At 49.0% G+C, this 21,420-nt stretch carries 19 protein-coding genes; 6 read left to right on the forward strand and 13 right to left on the reverse strand.

The annotated features are described in order from the left end of the window. On the reverse strand, positions 1–923 hold a 923-nt coding region (locus WC184_12550), incomplete at its 3' end, for a hypothetical protein (GenBank protein MFA7478696.1). A gap of 350 nt (positions 924–1,273) precedes the next feature. Next, entirely contained in the window at positions 1,274–2,689 is a 1,416-nt protein-coding gene (locus tag WC184_12555; GenBank protein ID MFA7478697.1) for a DUF4214 domain-containing protein, read from the reverse strand. A 274-nt stretch (positions 2,690–2,963) separates the two neighbouring features. Between WC184_12555 and WC184_12560 the strand changes: the two genes are divergently transcribed. Then, positions 2,964–3,977, forward strand: coding sequence for a helix-turn-helix transcriptional regulator (locus tag WC184_12560; GenBank protein MFA7478698.1), 1,014 nt, complete (start codon positions 2,964–2,966; stop codon positions 3,975–3,977). A 91-nt stretch (positions 3,978–4,068) separates the two neighbouring features. Here WC184_12560 and WC184_12565 read toward each other — a convergent pair whose 3' ends face one another. Further along, a complete protein-coding gene (locus WC184_12565) occupies positions 4,069–5,085 on the reverse strand; it encodes a hypothetical protein (protein MFA7478699.1) in 1,017 nt (338 codons plus the stop codon). Positions 5,086–5,194: 109 nt separating this feature from the next. Here WC184_12565 and WC184_12570 point away from each other — a divergent pair, with 109 nt between their 5' ends. Beyond that, complete coding sequence (locus WC184_12570) at positions 5,195–5,539, forward strand: hypothetical protein (protein ID MFA7478700.1); 345 nt, start codon at positions 5,195–5,197, stop codon at positions 5,537–5,539. 25 nt (positions 5,540–5,564) lie between these two features. Here WC184_12570 and WC184_12575 read toward each other — a convergent pair whose 3' ends face one another. Beyond that, positions 5,565–6,125, reverse strand: coding sequence for a hypothetical protein (locus WC184_12575; GenBank protein MFA7478701.1), 561 nt, complete (start codon positions 6,123–6,125; stop codon positions 5,565–5,567). Positions 6,126–6,397: 272 nt separating this feature from the next. Between WC184_12575 and WC184_12580 the strand changes: the two genes are divergently transcribed. Continuing rightward, positions 6,398–6,955 carry an NUDIX domain-containing protein gene (locus tag WC184_12580; GenBank protein ID MFA7478702.1) on the forward strand — a complete coding sequence of 186 codons (558 nt, stop codon included), beginning with the start codon at positions 6,398–6,400 and terminating at the stop codon, positions 6,953–6,955. Between the two features lie 91 nt (positions 6,956–7,046). On the opposite strand, the gene WC184_12585 is transcribed toward WC184_12580, so the two are convergent. From WC184_12585 to trxA, 3 genes are all read right to left on the reverse strand, one after another. Then, positions 7,047–8,546: an ATP-binding protein gene (locus tag WC184_12585; protein MFA7478703.1), complete on the reverse strand. Its 1,500-nt coding sequence runs from the start codon at positions 8,544–8,546 to the stop codon at positions 7,047–7,049. 425 nt (positions 8,547–8,971) lie between these two features. Further along, positions 8,972–9,757, reverse strand: a complete 786-nt coding sequence (locus WC184_12590; GenBank protein ID MFA7478704.1) for a metallophosphoesterase — start codon at positions 9,755–9,757, stop codon at positions 8,972–8,974. A gap of 448 nt (positions 9,758–10,205) precedes the next feature. Further along, positions 10,206–10,574, reverse strand: coding sequence for a thioredoxin (gene trxA / locus WC184_12595; GenBank protein MFA7478705.1), 369 nt, complete (start codon positions 10,572–10,574; stop codon positions 10,206–10,208). A 144-nt stretch (positions 10,575–10,718) separates the two neighbouring features. On the opposite strand from trxA, the gene WC184_12600 reads away from it, so the two are divergent. Beyond that, a complete protein-coding gene (locus tag WC184_12600) occupies positions 10,719–11,837 on the forward strand; it encodes an RNA ligase (GenBank protein ID MFA7478706.1) in 1,119 nt (372 codons plus the stop codon). Positions 11,838–11,895: 58 nt separating this feature from the next. Here WC184_12600 and WC184_12605 read toward each other — a convergent pair whose 3' ends face one another. The 4 genes from WC184_12605 to WC184_12620 form a co-directional block, all read right to left on the reverse strand. Further along, positions 11,896–12,069: a hypothetical protein gene (locus WC184_12605; GenBank protein ID MFA7478707.1), complete on the reverse strand. Its 174-nt coding sequence runs from the start codon at positions 12,067–12,069 to the stop codon at positions 11,896–11,898. 150 nt (positions 12,070–12,219) lie between these two features. Beyond that, the gene (locus WC184_12610; GenBank protein MFA7478708.1) at positions 12,220–13,110 is read right to left on the reverse strand and encodes a Dam family site-specific DNA-(adenine-N6)-methyltransferase; all 891 of its coding nucleotides are present in this window, start codon (positions 13,108–13,110) and stop codon (positions 12,220–12,222) included. Then, positions 13,107–13,688, reverse strand: a complete 582-nt coding sequence (locus WC184_12615; protein ID MFA7478709.1) for a hypothetical protein — start codon at positions 13,686–13,688, stop codon at positions 13,107–13,109. The genes WC184_12610 and WC184_12615 overlap by 4 nt, the downstream gene beginning before the upstream one ends. Positions 13,689–13,763: 75 nt before the next feature. After that, on the reverse strand, positions 13,764–14,513 hold the full coding sequence (locus WC184_12620) for a hypothetical protein (GenBank protein MFA7478710.1): 750 nt from the start codon (positions 14,511–14,513) through the stop codon (positions 13,764–13,766). An 81-nt stretch (positions 14,514–14,594) separates the two neighbouring features. Between WC184_12620 and WC184_12625 the strand changes: the two genes are divergently transcribed. Next, on the forward strand, positions 14,595–15,020 hold the full coding sequence (locus tag WC184_12625) for a hypothetical protein (protein ID MFA7478711.1): 426 nt from the start codon (positions 14,595–14,597) through the stop codon (positions 15,018–15,020). 31 nt (positions 15,021–15,051) lie between these two features. Continuing rightward, complete coding sequence (locus tag WC184_12630; protein ID MFA7478712.1) at positions 15,052–15,759, forward strand: hypothetical protein; 708 nt, start codon at positions 15,052–15,054, stop codon at positions 15,757–15,759. An 86-nt stretch (positions 15,760–15,845) separates the two neighbouring features. Here WC184_12630 and WC184_12635 read toward each other — a convergent pair whose 3' ends face one another. Continuing rightward, positions 15,846–18,119, reverse strand: a complete 2,274-nt coding sequence (locus WC184_12635; protein ID MFA7478713.1) for a hypothetical protein — start codon at positions 18,117–18,119, stop codon at positions 15,846–15,848. A 248-nt stretch (positions 18,120–18,367) separates the two neighbouring features. Beyond that, the gene (gene secA, locus WC184_12640; GenBank protein MFA7478714.1) at positions 18,368–21,016 is read right to left on the reverse strand and encodes a preprotein translocase subunit SecA; all 2,649 of its coding nucleotides are present in this window, start codon (positions 21,014–21,016) and stop codon (positions 18,368–18,370) included. Positions 21,017–21,420: the final 404 nt, after the last annotated feature.

A 21,420-nucleotide genomic window follows, 5' to 3' on the forward strand; every position in this document is an offset into this window, starting at 1 on the left:
CCATAACCGTTGTACCCCCAGCAGTAGGCGTCACCAGCTGTAGTTACCCCACACGAGTGGTTGGCGCCTGCAGCGATTGACACAAAACTGTGGTTACCTGCTACTTTTACTGGTGCGTTCTGGTCGATAGTGTTCCCATTACCTAACCGACCATTAGCACCAGCACCCCAACAGTAGGCGTCACCATCTATGCTCACTGCACACGTGTGGTTGTTGCCAGCAGAGATAGACTCGTAACTGTGATTACCTAACACTTTCACCGGTGTGGTCTGTCGGGTGGAGTTTCCATTCCCTAGCTGACCACTGCCGTTGTACCCCCAGCAGTAGGCGTCACCAGCTGTAGTTACCCCACACGAGTGGTTGGCGCCTGCGGTGGTTTGGGCCCAAACCACCAGTTCAGGTTCTGGTTCAGCTGTTGTCGTTGTGGGGGCGGGTTGTCCTGGTTGTGCGGTGGTGTTGTTGATACCTGGTATTTGTTGGTTGGTTACAGCCTCAGAAGGAGAGCTTTCACCAATGGCATCTAGGTTGGTGACACAACCACCCTGTACGGTTCCACTGTGAGGCGGGGCTGTTACCACGCATGCCCCAGCATCTAACGCCACAACCATCAATAAGGTATTGTTAGAGCGTGTGAAGGTGAGCTCGGTTATGTCAGGCCAAGTATCGGATTCTGTAACTACTAGGTCACTGTCATCGGCGACAACCCCAACGCTCAGGGCTTGGGTCGGTAGCCAGTCTTCTAACGCACCGGTCACAGCGTCTAGCCCTGCTTGTGTGTCCCAACGATCTGCCCCCGATATGGCTAGCAAAGCTTGTGCTTCACGTACCACAGATTTCAGTGCTGCGAGCTCGGCTTGTTCACGGGTTTTAGTGAAAACGTTTTGGAACGACACAAACGCTGCGAACACCAACAGAGCACCCACCACCAACCCCAAAATTATTTCTACAAGCGTTAACCCCTACGAACAAAGGAAGGGTTAGCGGGTTTTGGGGTGGATGGTGACATGCGGGTTTATTGTCCTATCACCCTCACAAATAACTAGGAGGTTGTTTTGTGATCACCCTATTTTGTTTTTATAGCTATCGTTAGATGACCGGTTATTGCCCCTTCCCGCTGTATAGGAGGTTCCAACCAGCTCGCATATGATAGGTCTGTGTGGGGCCCACACGGGTTTGGATCCCTACGAATGTGATTATCGGGGGTTTGAGATAAACACCCCCAGATTTTACCGGGGGTGTTTATTTTCGATGGTGGGTGTTGTGTCCGGTTAGTTTATGGGTAAAGGTTCAACGCTTTTTGGGTGTATTCAGGTGACATTATGAGGTGGGTTACAAGCGCTAAATCGTTTTCGATACGGATCCGTTCCGCCCAATAGTTAGCGCCGGTACGGTCAGCGTCACGCCCTAACAGGATTCGGTAGAGTTCATTGACTCGCGCGACCCTTTTTTCTTGAGACTGATAGAACGCGTAGGCCACTGTAGGGAACCCAACATTCGATGTTTGTTGTGTCCAATAGGTGAGCCCGGCGCTATCTGGTTGGCGTTGTAAAAGGTTTTGGTACATTTGAGTCACCCAAACCTCAGCTGACCCGGCCGCCTTAACCCGCTCTGCTGAGCCCCAAATGTTGGCTGCGATGTTAGGTGAGGAGACACCTTGTCGTAACAACCCCGCCCAATAGTTAGCACCACTAGGGTCAGCGTCCCGCCCTAGAGCCTCATCATAAATGGTGTTGATCATGTGGTTTAACCACACTTGGTGATGGGTTAAAGCTATCACAGCGTCTTTTCTGGTTTTACCTGGTGTTTTTATAACGTCCAACAACTCTTGTTGCACCGCTGGACTGATCGGGGTGCCTAGAAGGTCTTGGTGTGCTGTTTTTAGCACAGCAACATCGACGTTGGAAGGTGCTGGGGTTACCGGCGGGATGTTTGTGGGTGGGGGAGTGGTTTGTTTCCCAGCTAGGAAACGGAACCCGTTACGGTCCCCAGCGCGATATGTTCCGGTACCTGCCCCTGTCACGAACCTCATAACTTGGTATTCGTTTTCGTAACGTTCGTTGTAATGCTCTAACCCAAAAGCGTGACCCAACTCGTGCGCCACGGTCTCTAAACGAAAACTAGTAGGCAGCAGGGAAGGTGGAGGTAGCCACACATAACCCACATCTAATGTTCGTGGCCCGGTACCTACCCGACTGGTGTAACGCCCACCACACCCCATCAACGCACCATCCCAATCACCACAAGGAGAACCATCGGTGGTGACCAGCACATTTACAGAACCTGGTGTTTCAACTGCTACAGGAGGTCTAGAAGATGACACTGTAACTGGTATGCCCATAATGTTCCCAAGTTGGGTAGCCGCGTTTCGGACCATAGGCTCATACACCCCCACCGCAGCGTTACTGATCAGATAGATCGTGTAGGAGCCACGAAGTTTTTCAACGTCGTAACCAGCTATGAAACCCAAATCTGGGTTAGCAGCCCTAAAGTTGCCCCAAACACCAAACGCGTCCAAACCTTGTGGAACGACAAGATCGTCAACAGAAGCTAAAACCACACTATCCGAACCGGTTTTAACCCACGTTCGTTCCAACGCCTCGGTAGGTGTGGGGCCAGGTTCAGACCACGCCGGGGTGGCCCCAACCCAAAATAACGGTAACAACAACAACGGCACTAGCCACAGTGACATATGATGTTTTCTATATGGTTTCATACTAAGGAGAGTGGTCAGGTTGTTTTAAACACCACACCCTGGGATCCAAAACGTTACCCCAAGGTTTAAACACAACCAGCTTCGCTAGTTGTAACACCCAGCTAGTTACCAACCCATATTTATGTGTATGTGTCTAACCAGAACATGGGGATGTGGGATAACAATGTGTGGTTACACCTTTGTGTTTCTGTTTCGCCTTTCACAGTGAGAAACAACCTTTGAAAGGTTTGTTTTTACAGAAAGGACACAAATGAACCAACCACGCGAAGCCTACATTGTAGGGTTCCAACACCAAATCCAAGATTTAGTTGCTCGCTACGGGCAACAAAACGTTGCGGACGCCGCAGGGGTGTCACCCCGAACCGTGACCGACTGGTTAAACGGACGATACATTGGCCGTATCCCAAATTTGATACGGTTAACCCAAAACTTGGGCTGGGACCCAAACCCGTTACTTTCTTCAGCAGGGAAACCTAAAAACCGTAAAGTACGGTTCTACACAGGCGACACCCCTGATAAATCATTAACCATGATGTTAGAAGAACACCGCCAAGAATACGGGTCGATAAACGAAGCCGCTACCCGACTTGGTATCAACCCTGAAACGTTTTCTCGTTACATCAACGGGCGGCGTTTACCGCACAGCCCACGCGGGATTGGTATGTTGGCACACAAACTCAACCTGAACATTGATGAAGCGTTACGGGTGTGTGGCTACACCAGACAAGACCGGATATACAAAAACACGATAGCTGTTTGGTCAGGGTATAAAGGGATCCTACGTGAAAGCATAGAACAAGCCGGATATGACAGCTGGAACGTAGCTGAACAACGCCAAGCTGCTAGCAAAGCCCGCGTAAGTCCTAACAGGTTCCCAAAACTTTTAGCAGGTACCATCCAACCAACTATGGTCGAAACCCAAAAGTTTTATTGGACTTTCGGAACTGACCTTGTAGCAGGGCTACGCGAATGTGGCGCAGAACCAAAACTTGCTGTGAAACTCGCTTCGGAACTTAGCGTACGAAAAGGAGAACGTCACACCACTAACCGTGACGTAAATGTTGGAGAGCTGCTCCGCTCCTACCGTGTCGTAGCAGGATTAACCCAAAAACAAGTCGGTGAAACTGTAGGGTTAGCGCCCAACAGTGTTGCTAACATTGAAAACGGGTCCCGCCTCGGCCCAGGTGTCCAACTAGCGAAACTAGCTGAAACGGTTGGTGCCCCGATACATAGAGTACTGGTGGCAGCCAACCAAGTAGCCTAACAAGCTGTTGGTTTAGACACATGAAACCCTCTAACTATTTGTGTTAGAGGGTTTCACATGTTTACCGCAACGTTTTTCGTACAAGCTTGGTTTAGCTAACAGCGTCTACTATTAACGGCGGGACAGACAAAAACCAGGTTTTTTGTGGGGACTGTGACTGTTGAAACACCCCTTTAGTGTTGTATCCCCAAACACACGCCAAACTAAACCCCCTCGTTGGTGGCAACAATCGAAGATCGGTCCGTTCCCAACTGTCACGTTCCGCTAACACTGTTTCACGCAAAGCGCTCAACAAACCAACAACTTGCGCTAGAAACGGTTTGGCTACCACCCGATCGGAACCACCCAGGGTTGTTCTGACCTGTTCAACTAGCAACCCCGGATCGACCAGCCACCTAGTGTTCGGGTCGAACACAAAATTTGAAGAACGTAAAACATCAACCAAACCTAACCGTAACTGTTGCGCAGCAGGCGCGTCAGGCACCGAATACGGATCTCTTAACGCCACAATCCACGAAGCCGCTGTTTCGACCAAATCCTGGGTATGCCGATACGAAAACAACGTAGCCACCTTGTTTAACGCTTCCCCTAAAGATCGTTCAACCCGTGCCGGTTCCCACGGGGACCAGTTAACACCAGATCCCACCCCGGCCAACAACACCAACATTTCTAGCCCCCGACGAAAACCCACATCTGACCCTAAAACAGCGGCAACGGTTTGTTCCCAATGTTCATAAGCACCCTCACTAGGGTAGCTGCCATCTTCTAACAGTCGGTCGATCGCATAAAACACTGGTTGGAGGCCTTTGCGGTACAACACCCACGCCGCACCTGGATGTACCGGCAAACACGTAGCACACACAGGGTCTGACGTTTCCGCCACGTCTAACCAGCTAGCTTTCAACGTTTTAGCCACACCAACCGGTTTTTGGCATCTCGGGTTGTAATGCCATCCCCCAGCCCACACCCACACCGTTTCTTGTTCCACACTAGAAGGTGGTAACGACAACCAACGGTTTTCAAACGTGGTCGGCGAGTTCAACAAATACAGGCTTTCCTGCACAACAAGAGCGTGGCGCCCCACCTTAGACAACCCAAGCGAACTCATAGCTGCTACCGTGCTAACCCCGCTAACCCAAAACCACCATGACAACAAAACCGCTTGTGTCTGTCACCTGGGCTGTGGTAAACGTGCAAGACAGCTACACGATAAAGATATGAACGTTATGTTTAGACCGGATGGGACGCTAAACGCTATCGGGTTTGGGATACTGTCTGAAACGTTGCAACAAATCATCACTCAACAGTTACAAAGCCCCTCACCTCTACGTTTCCGAGGTCGGGTCAACGCCAACCATCGCCGCAGCATCGCCCACCATAACAACCAATGGCGAGTCACTGTGGTCTATGGGAACCGGAACCCAAAAGATGTGTTGTGTGACATGGTAGAAGGCACCACCAGAACACTTGGCATACCCAAAGGGGTTCTAGTGAAACAACTCAACGAAATTTTACAAAACCCTAATTTAGAACTCATACAACAAGAAACGCTGCCAACCTAAACTTTTTTAGATTAGCAGCGTCCCATCAAACATCTTGAGCAGCTAACCTCAAGTTGTTTTCAGCCCAAGCAAACGCATGGTTTGCGCGCTCCTCCGGGGTGATAATCACCGGCGGGGTAGGGGCAGGCTGATATGACTGTTTCACCAAACCTAACTGTTTTGCGATAGCAACAGTTTCAGGGGAAACAACCGGGGCACACGTCCCAAAAAATGCTTGAGCGTCCGCCAAATCCAACAGCAGTTCCTGGAAACTAAACAGGTTATCCAAATCAACCTGTAGCTCGTTCCCTGGGGTTTCAGGGTTTCCCAGCCGCTCAGCTGCGTCCCCGAACAGGGCTGTCAGCAACCAGGCTGGACCTGGCGCCGTTAGGGGTAGTTCGTCAATACCGTAATCTACAGCACTGACACGAACCCCCAAAACTATTCCGGTTTGGCTGTAGTCGATTTGAACGCCTGGGAGTTCAACCGACCCACCAAACAAAGCGTCCCCGTCTAGTGACGCTGGTAGGTCCGGGAATGAGGTTGGGCGTTCATACACCCACATTCCTGGAGTGAATTCGCTTGGCTCATACACGAAAGTAGCCATCTCTTTTTTGCTCCTTAATTAACGTTTCTTTTTGTGTACCTTCAAAAAAGAAGGTGATAAGAAGCACTGTTCAAGCGACCCCAAGAGACGCAAACAACCCAACCACACCCCAAAACCCATCCTGTTGACATCAGTGTTTCCGAAACGGCCCACAACACAACACCACTAAGAGCCTCACCAACCCCCCAACAGTTAGAAACGGCTGTGACCTGCAACAAAAGGTTCAACAGTTGTGTGTTGCGTGACCGGACGGTTTGGGGACTGTGAAACTTATGGCCACTTCGTATCCAGGTAGCACTACTACTAAATACAAGATCCGTACACAAGACGTGGTATCTGACCTGTGGTTCCCACCTACCACAAAACCGGTTTCTAGATGGACCACATTGTTAACTAACGAACACCCAGCGTTACACCAAAGCGCCGCCGCCCATGTTTTAGCGTTTCGTGATAACCAGGTTGTGTTAACTTTACACAAGAAACGTGGTTGGACTATCCCTGGGGGGCATATCAACCATGGAGAGACCGGGTTGGAAGCTGTGAAACGAGAAGCGTTCGAAGAAGCAGGGCTTCATTTTGAAACTGTGGAACTAGTAGCGGTGGAACGTATCGTGACTTTACCCGGCCAAAAACACAGTTCTCGTTATTCGAACCCGTCGTACCAACTGTTTTATTTTGGGATTGTAGAATCATTCCTAGGTACCCAAGAAAACGGGATGTGTAGCAACGCCCAGTTTTTCACCTATGACGAAGCAGTAGCTAAAAGCGCTTGGGTACGGCGACACCGCAAACTTTTCGACACGGTGTTCCACACCCACACAACCACCTAGCTAGAACCAGCTCGAAACACAAAAAGTTGCCCCCACCATGATAGATAGGGGCAACCAAAAACATGTAGTAACACAACTGTTAGATTGTGTGTTAAGTTATTGAACGTAACCGCCGGTCAGCAGCACGCATATCAAGCGCCCCAACGAGTTGGGTTAACAAGTTAGCGAAACGTTCGTTGTGTTCTGCTACTATCGTGTGGCAAGCCTCATGGGCTGCTAACACAAGTAGCTCTTGACGGGCTTCTGGTAGTGACAGGTTGTAACGGATCCGCCCGTTTTGGTTGATCGGGTTTAACAGTAGTAACGATCCTTGTTCAACAGAACAATGCAACGCCGCCACGTTTTCGTCGAACACCCATCCTGGAGCCCAAGACACCGGCAAATGTTTGCCGTGTAGATCGGCTAGAGTTTCGAAAGCTATTTCAACCGCTGTTTTCCAGGTCAGTAACAACTTTCGACGTCGTTGCCCACGACTAGAATCCCAGTTTGTTGGGTTCCAGCTACGAAGCTGACGTTTCGTGGAACTGGTCGGGTTTTCAGCTAACATAAACACATCGAAACCAAACCCGGACGACATTGGTGTTTCTGGGAGGACTGTCCACCCCAACACTCGATGGTCTTGTGTTTGGGTAGGGGACGACATGTTTTGGGTTAAAGTATCAGCGGCTGTTACAGGTTCGTCTATGAAACCCTGCGGCGGGGATGCCGCTACCAACACCCCAGGTGTGATGTTTTGGTAGGTTTGGTTGATGAACCCGTTTCCTGGGATGAGCACCGCTACCGGTTTCACGTCAGGTTTAAACGCTTCTCTTTGGTTTACGACCAGCTGTTGTAAAAAGTGGGACAGTTGCGAATCGTAAGGTTCGACAAGCCCACCACGGGCAGCGTTCAACACTGTTCTTGACTGGCTCGGGTCTAGTTCAACAACAACCCTTTGGTCATAGGACAACCAGTTCCGATACATGAACAAACCGTTAACCCTAACAACACACCCGCCACCCGTTTCGGTGTATATCTTTGCCCATGGTTTGTTTGACGTGTCACGAAGCACACGTTTAGCACGCCCTAACACAACCGGTTCTGTTACCACCACACCATCCACGCTAACTGTTGCTGGTATGGACGACAACGCCAAAAACCGTCGCAACCCGTGATACACGTTGGTACCTTCGTTTTCGATCAGGTCGATCTCGAACCGGCAACCCGGAACAGGTGACGCCTCATCAATAGTGTAGCTACCACCTTCACCGGAAACTTTAACGTCACTGGTGTAGATACGATACGATCGTTGCGCGAAACAAGTAATGATCCGGGCCCGACCAAACCCGCCCACCGTGTCCAACCCGGCTTTGGTGGTACGACCTAACGCAAAAAACACGTGCTCTAACGTGTCACGGTCCATACCGGTCCCGTTGTCTTGAAACACTAAAGTTGTTTCAGAGTCCGACTGTTGAACAAAACTCACATCTATCTGGGTTGCGCCCGCATCGACAGAGTTTTGGAACAGTTCCCTAGCTAAAGCTGCTTGCCAATCAGAATACACTTTAAGTTCCCCCCGAAAAAACTCGGGTGGTACTGTGACTGTAGCCATTTGATTATCATCCTTTGAGTTAATGGTACGAGTCACAGTTACGGCATCCTAGCTTAAAACCAGCCATATCCTTATCAGGAACGTCTCAACAACCATAGCGTTAAACACCCACCGGTTGAACCCGCCTTTATGTTGAACAACCCAACCAGGGGGAAAAGCACCGGTCTAGTTGGGTTGTTGGGTTGTCACAGCACCACACGGATGGGGCTAGGTGGTGGTATCACCAGAGGAGCTTTGGGGGTCACGGTCCGTAACGATACTACGAAACACAATGTTTAACGGTGGGTGACACCCTGGAAACATTTCTGCTAAATGTAACACTTCGACTAGTTCATCACCTCTTGGCACGTTTTGTGGGTTACACCGCACCCTTTTTTCGTTGCTAACCACCGGACCGACCTACCAAAACACCTAGACACTCTGTATCAGATCACTACTTGAGGGTCGAAACTTGAAGCGTTAAGATCGGCTACTAGAAGCGACCCTCGGGTACCGTCGGTAGATACACCAATGATTTGTAGCTCCCCCCAGCTGGTGTCAACCGGTTTTTGGTAGAACGAATGATAGTGCCCGTGCAACAAAAACTTTGGTGTCGTTGGTGTAACAGCTTCTAAGAGTTTTTGGCGGTGAGCTTCACAAGTTTCTAGTTCGTTTAGCCACGCTCTAGGCAACTGGGAACGGGGTGCTAAACCAGGGATAACATAACCTGCGATAGTGTCGTGAGCTAACACCACATCTACCGGACCGGAACTTGCTGCTAGTTGTATCTCCACGTCGTTTAATGTTTCTTCAGGGAACCAGTCTTTCCCAGGGGTACGATAAGCACGGTCGATTGACGCCGCGCCACCGACCGCTAAAAACGTGGTTTCCCCGATAGAAAACCGGGCACCTCTCGGCAAAAACGATACGTTGTCTGTTAAAGGTACTTTTGCCCGCAGATCTGTGATGTTGTGTTGCCGGCGGGCCCGGTTAACAGCCCGGTTTAGTTTCGGATGGTTTTCGTGGTTACCGTCCAAAAACCACACCGGTACAGCAGTGTTCTCAACAGCTGTCAAAAACGGTGACAACTTGTTGGGATACCGTTTTTCCCACCAACCAAAATCGCCGAGCTGGATCACTAAATCTACTTGGTGTTCCACAACCGTTTTAGCAACAGTTTTTTCCCACCACAGCGTATTACCATGTATATCACCAACAAACATAACTTTCATAGCCACACACTCCACAACGTCCCCACCGCTTTGGAAACAAAACAACCCCAAAACCAGAACAGACCAGGTTCTTTAAACACTCCCTGTATTTTGCTGCTCTCAGGTAGATAACCAGGGTGTATAACCATACCGTTGGGTATATAGTGCCAGAAGCCTAGAAAATAACACTATATGGCTATGATGGGTTTTAGATTGCTGTCATCCCCAGACCTAGCGTTGTTTCCGGTTCCCAGAAGTGTTCATGACACACTTGCTAGTGTGTTAAACCCACAAGGTACGACTCGTTCCGATCATACAGCGCTGCTCAACGATTTTAAAACAACCTTAGGGGACTATCCGCAACGTTACCGCACGCAAACCGTTCAAAACTAGCTGTTACCCACCCAACGCTGAGATTAGCGTGGGGACATGTTGGTTTAGGTAACGGTTGGTGTTTTCCTAGTGTTGTTTATCGTATGTAGGAACGAAACTGTTGTAACAACATGTCTTTTGACACCGCCCCCACAATACTTGCTACCGGATCGGCATCAACAAAGAGAAGCATGGTTGGGATACTCATCACCCCATAGTTGGCTGCTATTGTTGGGAAACTGTCCACGTTTAGTTTCACAACGGTAAGTTTGCCTTGCGTTTCAGCGGCTACTTCTTCTAACACTGGCAACATAACTTTACAAGGGCCACACCATTCCGCCCAAAAATCGACTAGTACTGGTGTGTTAAACGATTGTAAAAAATCGGTGAGGTGTGTGTTAAACGATTGTAAAAAATCGGTGAGGTTATCGCCACTTCGGTCAAAATTTATAATGTTGCTGTCCATAGAAAACCTATTGTGTGACCCTTCGCCGTGTTGGCATCTAACCCACCCCAAACACACCCCCTCGGTTTATGGGTCACCACAGCGTTACCACACCACGCACAACCCAACACCTAACCCTGCTTAGGCGGTCTTGTGGTAGTGGAGATGTTGTCTGCTTTGGACACGATCAGTGTTATGGCCACATATCTGCACAGCTTGTTTTCTTTAGACCAGCTTGAAAAAGCTGTTCGTGACGGGCTTGTAACACGACGGTACCACAACAGCACCGAACTTGAACTTTACACCTACACCTCTAAAACCCAATACCAGTTTTTGTGGGATGAGGTAACCACCCAAACACGGGGTTTAATTGTTGACCGTGACGGGCTTGTCATCGCACGACCATTCCCAAAGTTTTTTGAGGCTGGTAGCACCCCAAAAGCCACTGTCCACCCACCAGATGAACCGTTTGAACTGTTCGACAAAATCGACGGGTCTTTAGGTATTCTATATAAAACACCCAACCATTCTGGTATAGCAACTAAAGGCTCGTTCCATTCCCCACAAGCCGAGTGGGCTACCCTATGGTGGAACCACCACTACCCACATTTCGAAGTGCCTGATGGGGTGACTTTACTGTTCGAAATAGTTACCCCTTGGAACCGGGTCATCGTTGATTATGGTGACTTTGAAGGGCTGGTGCTGCTCGCTGCTATCAACAACGCTACCGGTAAAGATGTTCCGCTACCTAAAAACTGGGACGGGCCTGTGGTGAAACGTTACGGTACTTTCACCGCGCAAACCAACCCTCTTGACGTTCTGATCACACAGCCGTGGAACAACCGTGAAGGTTATGTGGTTCGCTACAAAAACTCGGGTGTGCGAGTCAAATACAAATATCGTGAATATGTTGATATTCACAGCTATGTCACACAAACCAACACTTTAACTATTTGGAAACATTTAGCTGACCAACAACCACTCGATTTGTTGTTGGATTATCTACCAGATGAAACCTATGAGTGGGTTAAACATGTTGTTGCCGAAATTGAACACCATTTCAACATGATCATTGCCGAAACTGAACACAACTACCAACAACTCCCGACCGACACAACGGATCGTAAAACGTTAGCGTCCCATGTTAAACAAACACGCTACCCACATTTACTGTTCGCTAAAATAGATAACAAACCTGTAGAACCGCTGGTTTGGGCGCTTGTGAAACCAGCCTATAGCACTCCTGATGAACCGGAACCGATCAGTTTCCCAAACCTACGTTAAACTTTGAACACCACCTGATCAATGCCGCTCCAACATCGCTGGCTGTTCAGGTAAAAGTTTAGGTGGCTTGTAACGGGTTGGTAGGGGTTTCTACCCCGAGACTGTCCCGCAAACTTTGTAGTGTTTGTTGATCTGTGACCGTTTCGTCCCCACCTAAAGCCCTAGCTAACGCCAAAGTTTCAGAAGCGGAGAGAATGATTACGGTCAAGTTACCGCTGTGTGTTTCAGCCATAACCGTAACACTAGTATACGACCACCTAAACCCTCACCACACCACAACAACTATCAAGGCTCTCTCGCTATTGGAACCTGCCTGCATCTTTTACAGGCGGGTATGGTGGGAGACTGGTTTAACGGGTTTGGGTGTGTTTTGGTGTTGGGGTCATAACGGTTTTGAGATTGCTAAAAGTTCTACCGCTGGTTTTGCTTCGAAACTGTTCCCAACACGTTTACGTCGCCCCGCGGTGTAAGTCACCTCAAAAAGGTGGATGTCGGCCACATGCCCTAACCGTTTTTCAAAAAACGGGTCGCCAGGTTGATGCCTGTTTGCTAACAACACTTTGTGACCAGCGAGGGTTTGTTCAACGAACCAGTCGGTGAGACGTTCCTGATGATCATCGTTAAACCCGGTTGAATAGTTGGTGAAACTATGCCTATACGGTGGGTCTAAAAAAATTAGTGCCGGGGAGTCGGGTAGGGGAACTGTTTCGTAACTACCGTCATGTATCACCGTGTTTTGTAACGCTGCCGACCAATCCGAAATCAGCTGCACATCTACGATCTGTTCAATGTTTTGCTGGTTTAACAGCCCTGCTGGGGTTCCGAAAAGCCCTTGGGAAGCTTTACAGGTTTGCCAGATACCGTTAAAACCGGTGCGCATCAACACATACAAGGTAGCTGGGGTCGGGTCGGACCAGTAGGTTTGGCGAAGCTGGTAATACCAGTCTTTACGTCCCGGTTTGTCAGGTATGTTTAGAAGTTCCCTCCCAAGGGACATAACCTGGTTTAGGAACTGTTCTGGTGCGGTTTTAACTGCTTGTAACACCCCAGTGAGTTCAGTGTTAATGTCACCAATAGTGGCCGCCAGCTTGGGTTGTTGTGTTTTTAACGCCCCGAAAACAGCACCCCCACCAAAAAACGGTTCTACATAATGATGTGGTTGTGACATGTCGGGCCAGACCTGACCATAATGTTTCAAAAGCCTGGTTTTGCCACCGGCCCACATGTAAAACGGTCGAAGCCCCCCCGCAGGGACCACTAAGGACGCTTTCATAGTGACGCCCGAGCGACATGTAACGCTTCGAGCAACACGTTTTTGATTTCGAACGTGTTCGCAAATGCTGGGTACCGGTAAAACCAGTGGCTACCAAAAGGGTGGTTCCAAAACTGGGGCCCAGCTTTTTGTTGCCGAGGACGGTTCAGTATTGTTGCTGATGCTTCAAGGGAACGTTGCGCCGGGTTTTGGTCAAAAAACCCTTCACCGCTACAAAACGTCACATAAATTGTGGTACCCAACGCTGTTAGAACAGCTTCGTTTTTGTACCAACGTTCAATAGCGTTACCGGTAGCGCCTTGTTTTTTTGCTTCGGCTGCTACCAAAATGCGGGTCGGGTCGTCTTTTAAGAACCAGATACCACCATCTGGGTAAACCCCAACCATGTGTTGCGGATCTACACCAAAATGGGTTGCAAGCTCAGCAGCAGAAAACCCTCTACGCCACCCATAATCGGATGTTTGGGTAACTTGTTGTGTCGCTGCGCGCAGGTTATCTTCCAACGCTAAAGACGCCGCAGATATCGCGGTGGTACCTTGTTGGATACCTCCGTTGAAACTGTTGGTCCGTTGGCTCATAAAACCAAACGTCCAACACGTTTCTAAAACGTCACGTAACTAGCAACACATCAGATAACAACACCTAAGGGTTTTTTAGTTGGGATGTGTTTCTAAAAAGTTGTTGTAACGGGTCAACGCTTCTTGTTCTACCCGGCTGCTATCCCACCCAAACACAGTGTTAGCCATAACAGCCGCTATGAGACGTTGGCGTCCTTCTAGACGCCCAAGTTCATCGACAGCGTCCCCTGACAACAAAAACGTTGGGTTGTATAACGTTTGGGCGACAAGGTTTCGACCTTCGTTAAAAACCGAAGTGTAAACCGTGACAGTTTCACTGTTTTGTTCAAAAACATGTTCTTGCCAAACAACACCATCCCAAGGGGAAGGGATTTGGGAAGTTTCATCAAGCAACCCTACTTGGAACCAGACCCGTGTTTGACGGTGTTGCGACTCAACCATACAACTCGCTTCAGGATGATCATCTAACCAAAACACGTCGTAAGGGGCATCTACCATGTTTACCAGCACGGTTTGTGGCAACATCGCACAAAGAGCGCTAGACCAGTTCAGGTCTAACACAGCGTTCTCTCTGATCGGGTTGGTAACCCCCTCCAAGGGATGATAGTCAAACATGTCGGGGTAACCGAGCGGGCCTAGCTGTTCAACAAGTTCAGCGATCTCTGTTTCTAACGGTGTGCGCGGAGTTTCACTAGTAGCCCAAACCCCTACCAAAGCAGCTACCAACGCCACACCAACTCCTAACGTGATACCAATCAACGTTTTTAGTGAGATCCGCTTTAGCAACATGATGGGAAACTGTCCAACAACCTTCCCGTCGAGCACCCAACACCCACTTCTATTACCTCTAGGATCGCCACACCACACATTGTGTGTAAGGGCACCCAATGCCAGCACCATAAAGGTATGGTTACCCAATGTGACGCCACCCAGCTCTTAGATGCTTTGTTGCTACGTGGATTCTCAAAAGCATCCGTAGCGGAGCTAGCCGGTACCAGCATTGCAACACTACACCGCTGGAAAACCACAGGGTTTAACAACGCTGCCGAAGCGGTAGGATTATTGAACGCTGTTAGTATGGTTGCCTATCTTGAAACACCCCCAGCGCTTATAAACGGAGATATTGTAGAATGGTTAGAAGCACCTATCGAAGGTGACCGTTCCGTTTTTTTCTTAAACCGTGTGTATGCTTTAGCCAGCGGGGTGCCGTTAAATGTTTTGTGTGATACCGACACAGCCATATTAGACTGGATGTTCCCTGAGCCAGAAGAAGATCTGTGTGGCTGTGCCGACACACAGTACTGCGACATTTGTGTAGCAACAAACCTTTAACAAAAAGGTTCGCAACACAGGAGAGTTCTCTATGGATTTCAAAACTTTGCTTTACAACTTCGCTGAACGTGTAGATGCGTTACCGTTCATGCCACACCAACTTGCTACACGTGTCATAAACAACGATTACGACACCCGCCGAAGTGTCGCTTCTAAAAACAAACGGTGGGCTGAAATTGAAAACTTGAGACAGAACACTGACGGCACCAAAACGCTTCTTTCTGACAAACTTGGTTGGCCCGACCTTGACGAACAACAACGCATAGCACACGAACTACACCCAAAAACATGGGGTGTTAAAGCCAGCTACCGTGTCCAAGAATGGACAACAATAGCTGGGGTGTCAAAACTGTTTCGTGTTGTTGAACGTTTCCGGCAGGGCTGGTCATATGAAGATGTTCACAACTTTGACATTTATCTCACAGCCACACTACATGAAATGTTAAACACTTTCGCTGATGAGTTATCAGGTTGGCCTGCCACTAACGAGTACCCCACCTTCGAAGAATGGGAACAAGCCATCCGTACAGCGGCACACAAACTTGGCCGTTACAACAACAACCCAGAACTCGAAGAAGCAGAAACTGTTTTAACTTCCCTGCTGAAACACCGTTCCAGCACCGCTGAACAAATAAACGCTGCAACACAAGAACAACTAAAACAAGACAAAACCCGTATCAACGACGCTAAAGATGCTTTAGTGTGGGTAGCCGACAACCTACCCCATTTGTGGGTATAACATACTACACACCAACCTAACAACCACCCCTAACCACAGCCCCTCTAGAGTCTTGTAGAGAGGCAGCGGTGAGGTGGTAGGTGATGTTACCCTGAGTAGTTGTAGGTGTTGACCCTGTTGGTTGAAGAGTTGAACGCTGGTTGGCTACCAACATCTGCCTGGAACCTGGACTCAGTACCGGAACAGAAACCAAATCTCCAGTTAGAGGGGCCATACCAAACATGTTGACGGCCTTCGGTTCCTGACTGATTCCAAAACTGGAGTGTACCTATTCGAGGACAGGAAGGCGGCGGAGAAGGAGGTGCGTAATCATTGATACCTGGTTGGGATGATGGGCCATAGTAGGCAGCGTTACCGGAACCTGTGTCAATCCAGCGTAGCGGGGCGGTACCTGAATATCGTACCGGCCATGAAATGTAACGGGAATACACTGTTCCTGAGCTGCGTACACCCGAGCTTCCGCCACTGTTGCTAGCATAAACCTGCATGGAATAGCTGGCCCCATGGGTTAACCCGGTCACGGTAGCAGAGGTACCAACTGTCGAACCATAGGTGTAAAGCGAACCGTTTCGAAACAGATAATAGGTGTAGCTTGTAGCGCTTGGGCTGTAACCCCATGACAGGTTAGCGCGCACATTGTTTGACACACCATCGGTAGGCGCAGCGATAAATATCGAAATGTTAGCCGACCCCGGTATAGATGGGGCTGGGGGTAGCGGCACCGGAACATACACGGTGTTAGTCATGACGGGGCCATAACTGGTGCCGTATGGACCATAGGCTGTGACAAGATAATATACGTTGGTCCCTGCAGAAGCACTAGTGTCGTTTATCTGTAAAGCAGTAGTACCCGATGCGATAACATGACCTGTTGAACGTGTCACCGTGTAGGACGTAGCGTTAGGCGCTGCGGTCCAGGTCACTCTCGGATAGCTAGACGAAATGATTGTAGCAGAAGCGCTGAACGACCCGACCGGCGGGGGAGTGACTGTCACCGATCTGGTTTGTGACTGCCCAGTCTGGTTATGACTATCATAAGCATCTACATGATACTGGTAGGTTACATTGGGGGTTACGTTACTATCGAACCATGACACAGTGCTAGAAGATACTGTGGCGATCGCCACGTTGTCACGGTAGATTCTGTATCCTGAGAGGTTACCACCAGCATCAACAGAGGCAGTCCAAGACAACGCAGCACCTAACGGGGAAGTCTGGTTAGTTACGCTTAGGACAGGAACACTTGGCGCAGGGTCTGTTAAAGATATTTGGTTAGAAGCCAAGGTTGGGCTGTTGTTTGACACTACCTGTATTTGGTAGGTGTAAGTCACCCCACCTGAAATCGTGTTATCCACCCACGACAAGGTGTTAGCCGGGACGGTGGCCACCACACTGTTGTCACGGAGAATTTGGTATTGGGTTACTGGTCCTGGGAACATCACCGCTGCGGACCAGTCCAAAGCCACCGTCGCACCAGCGGAACCGGTTAGCACGGGTGGTACTGGGATTGATAGTTCTAAACTGTTAGACCCCAACTGACCGCTAGTGCCGGTGACCCCCACAACTTGGTACAAATATGTTTCGGCACCAACAACACTGTTATCAACCCACGACGTAACATTCGCAGACACGGTGGCTACTACGTTGTTGTCTCGTAAGATTTGGTATTGGGTTATGTTGGGTGCGCTAGAAGCGCTCCAGTTTAGTTCCGCTGCTGAGGGTGAAGCGGTACCGTTTAGGACAGGTAGCCATTGAGAAGGGTTACCTAGCCCACCGGAACCACCATCTTCTGGTATGCCTACCGCGAACGCTACACTGCCACATTCTTGGCCTGGGTTACGATAAACCCAGGAACCTTCCAGGTTCATGCTTGTGCCTTGGGCTAGCGCACAACGACCTAACATTTCTAAAGCTACCTGGGCGGTTTCACCTTCGATACTTACAACACCATAAGAACGTCCCTCCACAACCTGGGCGAACACGTTTTCTAGTACTGGTGGGGAAGCGTCAACAACACCCCACCCGGAACTAGTAGAAGCCTGGACACCTAAGACCGATGTAGCGGCTTGTGATGTGACAAGATCTTCAAAAGCTTCTTCAAAATGGTGGAACGCTAAAGTTTCGTGTTTGAACGCTGCTAACGTTTGTGCTTCGCGTAGCACGGTTCGTACTGTTTGTTCAGCGATCCGGTCTTTTGAACGTTCCATTACTTCACGGTAACTAACTATGGCAACAACGGAGATCACAGCAATTAACGCCACAGTGAGGATAACATCAACAATAGTGAAACCCCGCCAGACACGTGGTTTGGTGGTAGTTATCTCGGATTGTTTAACTACCGGCTGGGTTGGGTCAGTCATCAGATATCCCGCCTTAGGAACAAACAAGCAACAATTCCGATCCACTGTCCCCGCCTACACCCCAAAAACAAGGCACCTAAACTGTTGTGTGCTAAACTTTTGTGGCTGTCACAACCCCCATTGAACAACAAAAACGCTCAGGGTTATGTGGGAGAGGTATTCCCAAATCAAAAACAATCACACAGGGTGTGTCAAACTGTTAATAATTTGTTAAGGTTTTGACTTGTCCCTGGTTTTCGTGGTTGTGGTTATCGTCCGTGACACAGTTTAAACTTTTTGTTGGATCCACAAGGGCACAGAGCGTTACGAGAAACGTGTTTGAATCTGTCTGCGACGGTTTTCTCGTCTGAGGAAGACATTGCAGCGGGGGAGTGTTGTTGGGTCTTGTTTTTGTTGTTAGCTAACAACAGTTTTTGTGGTGTTAGCTCGGGACGGACAACTTTGGCACGCATTAGTTGTTTAACATAGTCGTGTTTGATGCTGTTAGTCATCGAAACAAACAGGTTGTAACCTTCTCGACGCCATTCCATCAACGGATCGTTTTGGGCTACGGCACGCCACTGGATACCTTCTTGTAGATAGTCCATTTCTGCTAAATGGTTACGCCAACGCTGATCCGCTACTTGCAACAAAATTTGGCGTTCAGCGTTACGTAACAGATCTACACCAATCACTGTTTCTTGTTGGTCATAGATCTCTAGGGCTTCATCTACCAACAAGGTTTGTAGCTGCCCCAAATCGTTCACCGTCGCTAATGTTTCGTTAGATAGTTGGGTCGGCCAAAACGTGAACAGCTCGGTCCGTAGCCCTTCAGTATCCCACACCCCGTCTTGGTTTGTGCCTGTATATGTTTCGATCAGGTCATCAACTATTTCAATAAGACGGTCCGTGGTGTATTGTTTCAGGTTGTCGCCTTCTAAAATGCTGTTTCGTTGCTCGTAGACAGCTTTTCGTTGCTCGTCTAACACTTCGTCGTATTGTAAAACGTTTTTGCGTTGTTCGCTGTTACGTTGCTCAACAGTGGTTTGCGCTCGTTCAATAGATTTGGTGACCATTTTAGCTTCGATGGGTTGGTCATCAGCTAGGGTACGTTCCAACGCCCAACTTATAGCCCCGGTCGCGAACAGTCTCATCAGATCGTCTTCTAACGATAGATAAAACCGGCTTTCTCCAGGGTCACCTTGACGTCCGGCCCGGCCACGTAACTGGTTATCTATACGACGGCTTTCGTGCCGTTCAGTGCCACACACATAAAGACCACCTAGTTCTAAAACTTTTTCGCGTTCCTCACTGGTTTGGGTCTCATATTTGGGTAGCAGTTCCGCGAAACGGGTTTGCCCTTCAACAGTTTCTGGGTTTAACCCTTGTGCTTTAACATCTTGTAACGCTAACCCGGTAGCGTTACCTCCTAACAAAATATCTACACCACGGCCCGCCATGTTAGTAGCGACCGTAACAGCATACAATCGACCGGCTTGTGAAATGATTTCGGCTTCTCTGGTGTGTGCTTTAGCGTTCAACACTTCATGTTTAATACCAGCTTTTTGTAGCAGCTTTGAAACTTGTTCAGAGGTCGCCACTGAAGCTGTCCCTACCAGAACGGGTTGTCCTACACGGTGCCGTTGCGCAACGTCTTCGATTAGTGCTGCGTGTTTAGCGTCTATAGATTTATAGACCACATCGGTGTGGTCTTTACGCTGTTGGGGTTTATGGGTGGGGATTGGTATCACTGACATCCCGTAGGTGTTCAAAAACTCTGACGCTTCAGTTTCAGCTGTCCCAGTCATCCCAGCAATTTTTGTGTATAACCGAAAATAGTTTTGTAACGTGATCGACGCTAAAGTTTGGTTTTCTGCTTTAGGTGTCACACCTTCTTTAGCTTCAACAGCTTGATGTAACCCTTCTGACCAGCGCCGCCCGTCTAACACCCGCCCGGTAAACTCGTCAACGATTAACACCTCACCGTTTTGGACAATGTAATCCTTGTCGCGGTGATACAACTCTTTTGCTTCTAACGCCACCCCCAGGTGACGTACCAGATCGTTTGACACAGCGTCGTAAAGGTTATCTATCCCTAACCACTTCTCAATTTTAGCTACCCCTGTTTCAAGAGGTGCTACGACACGGTTTTCTTCATCTACTTCATAATCTTTCCCGATCGAAAGTTGTTTCACTAAAGAAGCGAACCGCTGGTACGTCTCAGCAGTGTCACTCAAATGCCCCGAAATGATAAGAGGGGTGCGAGCTTCGTCAATCAGGATCGAGTCAACCTCATCAACAATCACATAGGCATGCCCGCGTTGGACTTGGCTTGTGGGTGACATGGCCATGTTGTCACGCAAATAGTCAAACCCGAACTCGCTGTTAGTCCCATAGGTAATATCACACTCATACTGACGTTTTTTGTGGGTGACATCATCGTCACCGGGTATAACAAGACCTACTGTTAGCCCTAAGAACCGATGTATTTGACCCATCCATTCAGCATCTCTGGCAGCTAAATACTCATTCGCGGTAACTAAATGCACCCCATCACCTGAAAGAGCGTTCAAATAGGCTGGCAAAGTCGCCGCTAAGGTTTTACCTTCACCGGTACGCATCTGAGCAACCCAACCAAAATGAAGCGCAGCACCCCCCATAAGTTGAACATCATAATGACGTTGCCCAATAACCCGCCTAGCAGCTTCTCTAGTAACCGCAAACGCTTCCACCAACAAATCATCCACCGGCTCACCATTAGCTAACCGCTGTTTAAACTCGGTGGTTTTATAAACCAGATCACTATCACCAAGTTGTTGTAAAGCTGGCTCTTCGTTGTTAATAAGAGTCACAAGCTGAGAAAGCTCTTTAAGCTGTTTCCCCTGACCAGTGTTTAACAAACGACTAAAAATACCCACACAAAATCCTAAACATTGAACCAAACATTGAACTAGCCGTACCAGCAAACACCCATAGCTAGACGACTGGTACGCTCAAACAGGTTCGTACCACACACACCACCAGCACAGAACAACCACACAAACCCCAACCAACCAAAACGATGATAACCGCGATTATCTTCGCTAAAACAAGCGGGGGACCCGCCACTACCTAAACCCCAAACAACCCCACTAGCCACCCTCAAACCCCTGCTAATGCCCGCCGCAACCAACCAAACACAGGCCCACACCGGTAAACGGTCTGTGTTGTTTCCTCTGCGGGAACGTCCTGTCCAAAAATCGAAACTTGCGGGCCAAGACTCAACCTGCCAAAAGCATCAGCTTACAGAAGTGGGTCTGATGCTTCCCCGGACGGTGAGCAA

Source organism: Acidimicrobiia bacterium, assembly GCA_041676705.1.
Taxonomy (GTDB): Bacteria; Actinomycetota; Acidimicrobiia; order Acidimicrobiales; family SKKL01; genus Actinomarinicola.

Bases quoted from the DNA above. Each gene is read 5' to 3' on its own strand.
- WC184_12555 (MFA7478697.1), bottom strand. From the start codon at position 2,689: ATGTCACTGTGGCTAGTGCCGTTGTTGTTGTTACCGTTATTTTGGGTT.
- WC184_12560 (MFA7478698.1), top strand. From the start codon at position 2,964: ATGAACCAACCACGCGAAGCCTACATTGTAGGGTTCCAACACCAAATC.
- WC184_12565 (MFA7478699.1), bottom strand. From the start codon at position 5,085: ATGAGTTCGCTTGGGTTGTCTAAGGTGGGGCGCCACGCTCTTGTTGTG.
- WC184_12570 (MFA7478700.1), top strand. From the start codon at position 5,195: ATGAACGTTATGTTTAGACCGGATGGGACGCTAAACGCTATCGGGTTT.
- WC184_12575 (MFA7478701.1), bottom strand. From the start codon at position 6,125: ATGGCTACTTTCGTGTATGAGCCAAGCGAATTCACTCCAGGAATGTGG.
- WC184_12580 (MFA7478702.1), top strand. From the start codon at position 6,398: ATGGCCACTTCGTATCCAGGTAGCACTACTACTAAATACAAGATCCGT.
- WC184_12585 (MFA7478703.1), bottom strand. From the start codon at position 8,546: ATGGCTACAGTCACAGTACCACCCGAGTTTTTTCGGGGGGAACTTAAA.
- WC184_12590 (MFA7478704.1), bottom strand. From the start codon at position 9,757: ATGAAAGTTATGTTTGTTGGTGATATACATGGTAATACGCTGTGGTGG.
- trxA (MFA7478705.1), bottom strand. From the start codon at position 10,574: ATGGACAGCAACATTATAAATTTTGACCGAAGTGGCGATAACCTCACC.
- WC184_12600 (MFA7478706.1), top strand. From the start codon at position 10,719: ATGTTGTCTGCTTTGGACACGATCAGTGTTATGGCCACATATCTGCAC.
- WC184_12605 (MFA7478707.1), bottom strand. From the start codon at position 12,069: ATGGCTGAAACACACAGCGGTAACTTGACCGTAATCATTCTCTCCGCT.
- WC184_12610 (MFA7478708.1), bottom strand. From the start codon at position 13,110: ATGAAAGCGTCCTTAGTGGTCCCTGCGGGGGGGCTTCGACCGTTTTAC.
- WC184_12615 (MFA7478709.1), bottom strand. From the start codon at position 13,688: ATGAGCCAACGGACCAACAGTTTCAACGGAGGTATCCAACAAGGTACC.
- WC184_12625 (MFA7478711.1), top strand. From the start codon at position 14,595: ATGGTTACCCAATGTGACGCCACCCAGCTCTTAGATGCTTTGTTGCTA.
- WC184_12630 (MFA7478712.1), top strand. From the start codon at position 15,052: ATGGATTTCAAAACTTTGCTTTACAACTTCGCTGAACGTGTAGATGCG.
- WC184_12635 (MFA7478713.1), bottom strand. From the start codon at position 18,119: ATGACTGACCCAACCCAGCCGGTAGTTAAACAATCCGAGATAACTACC.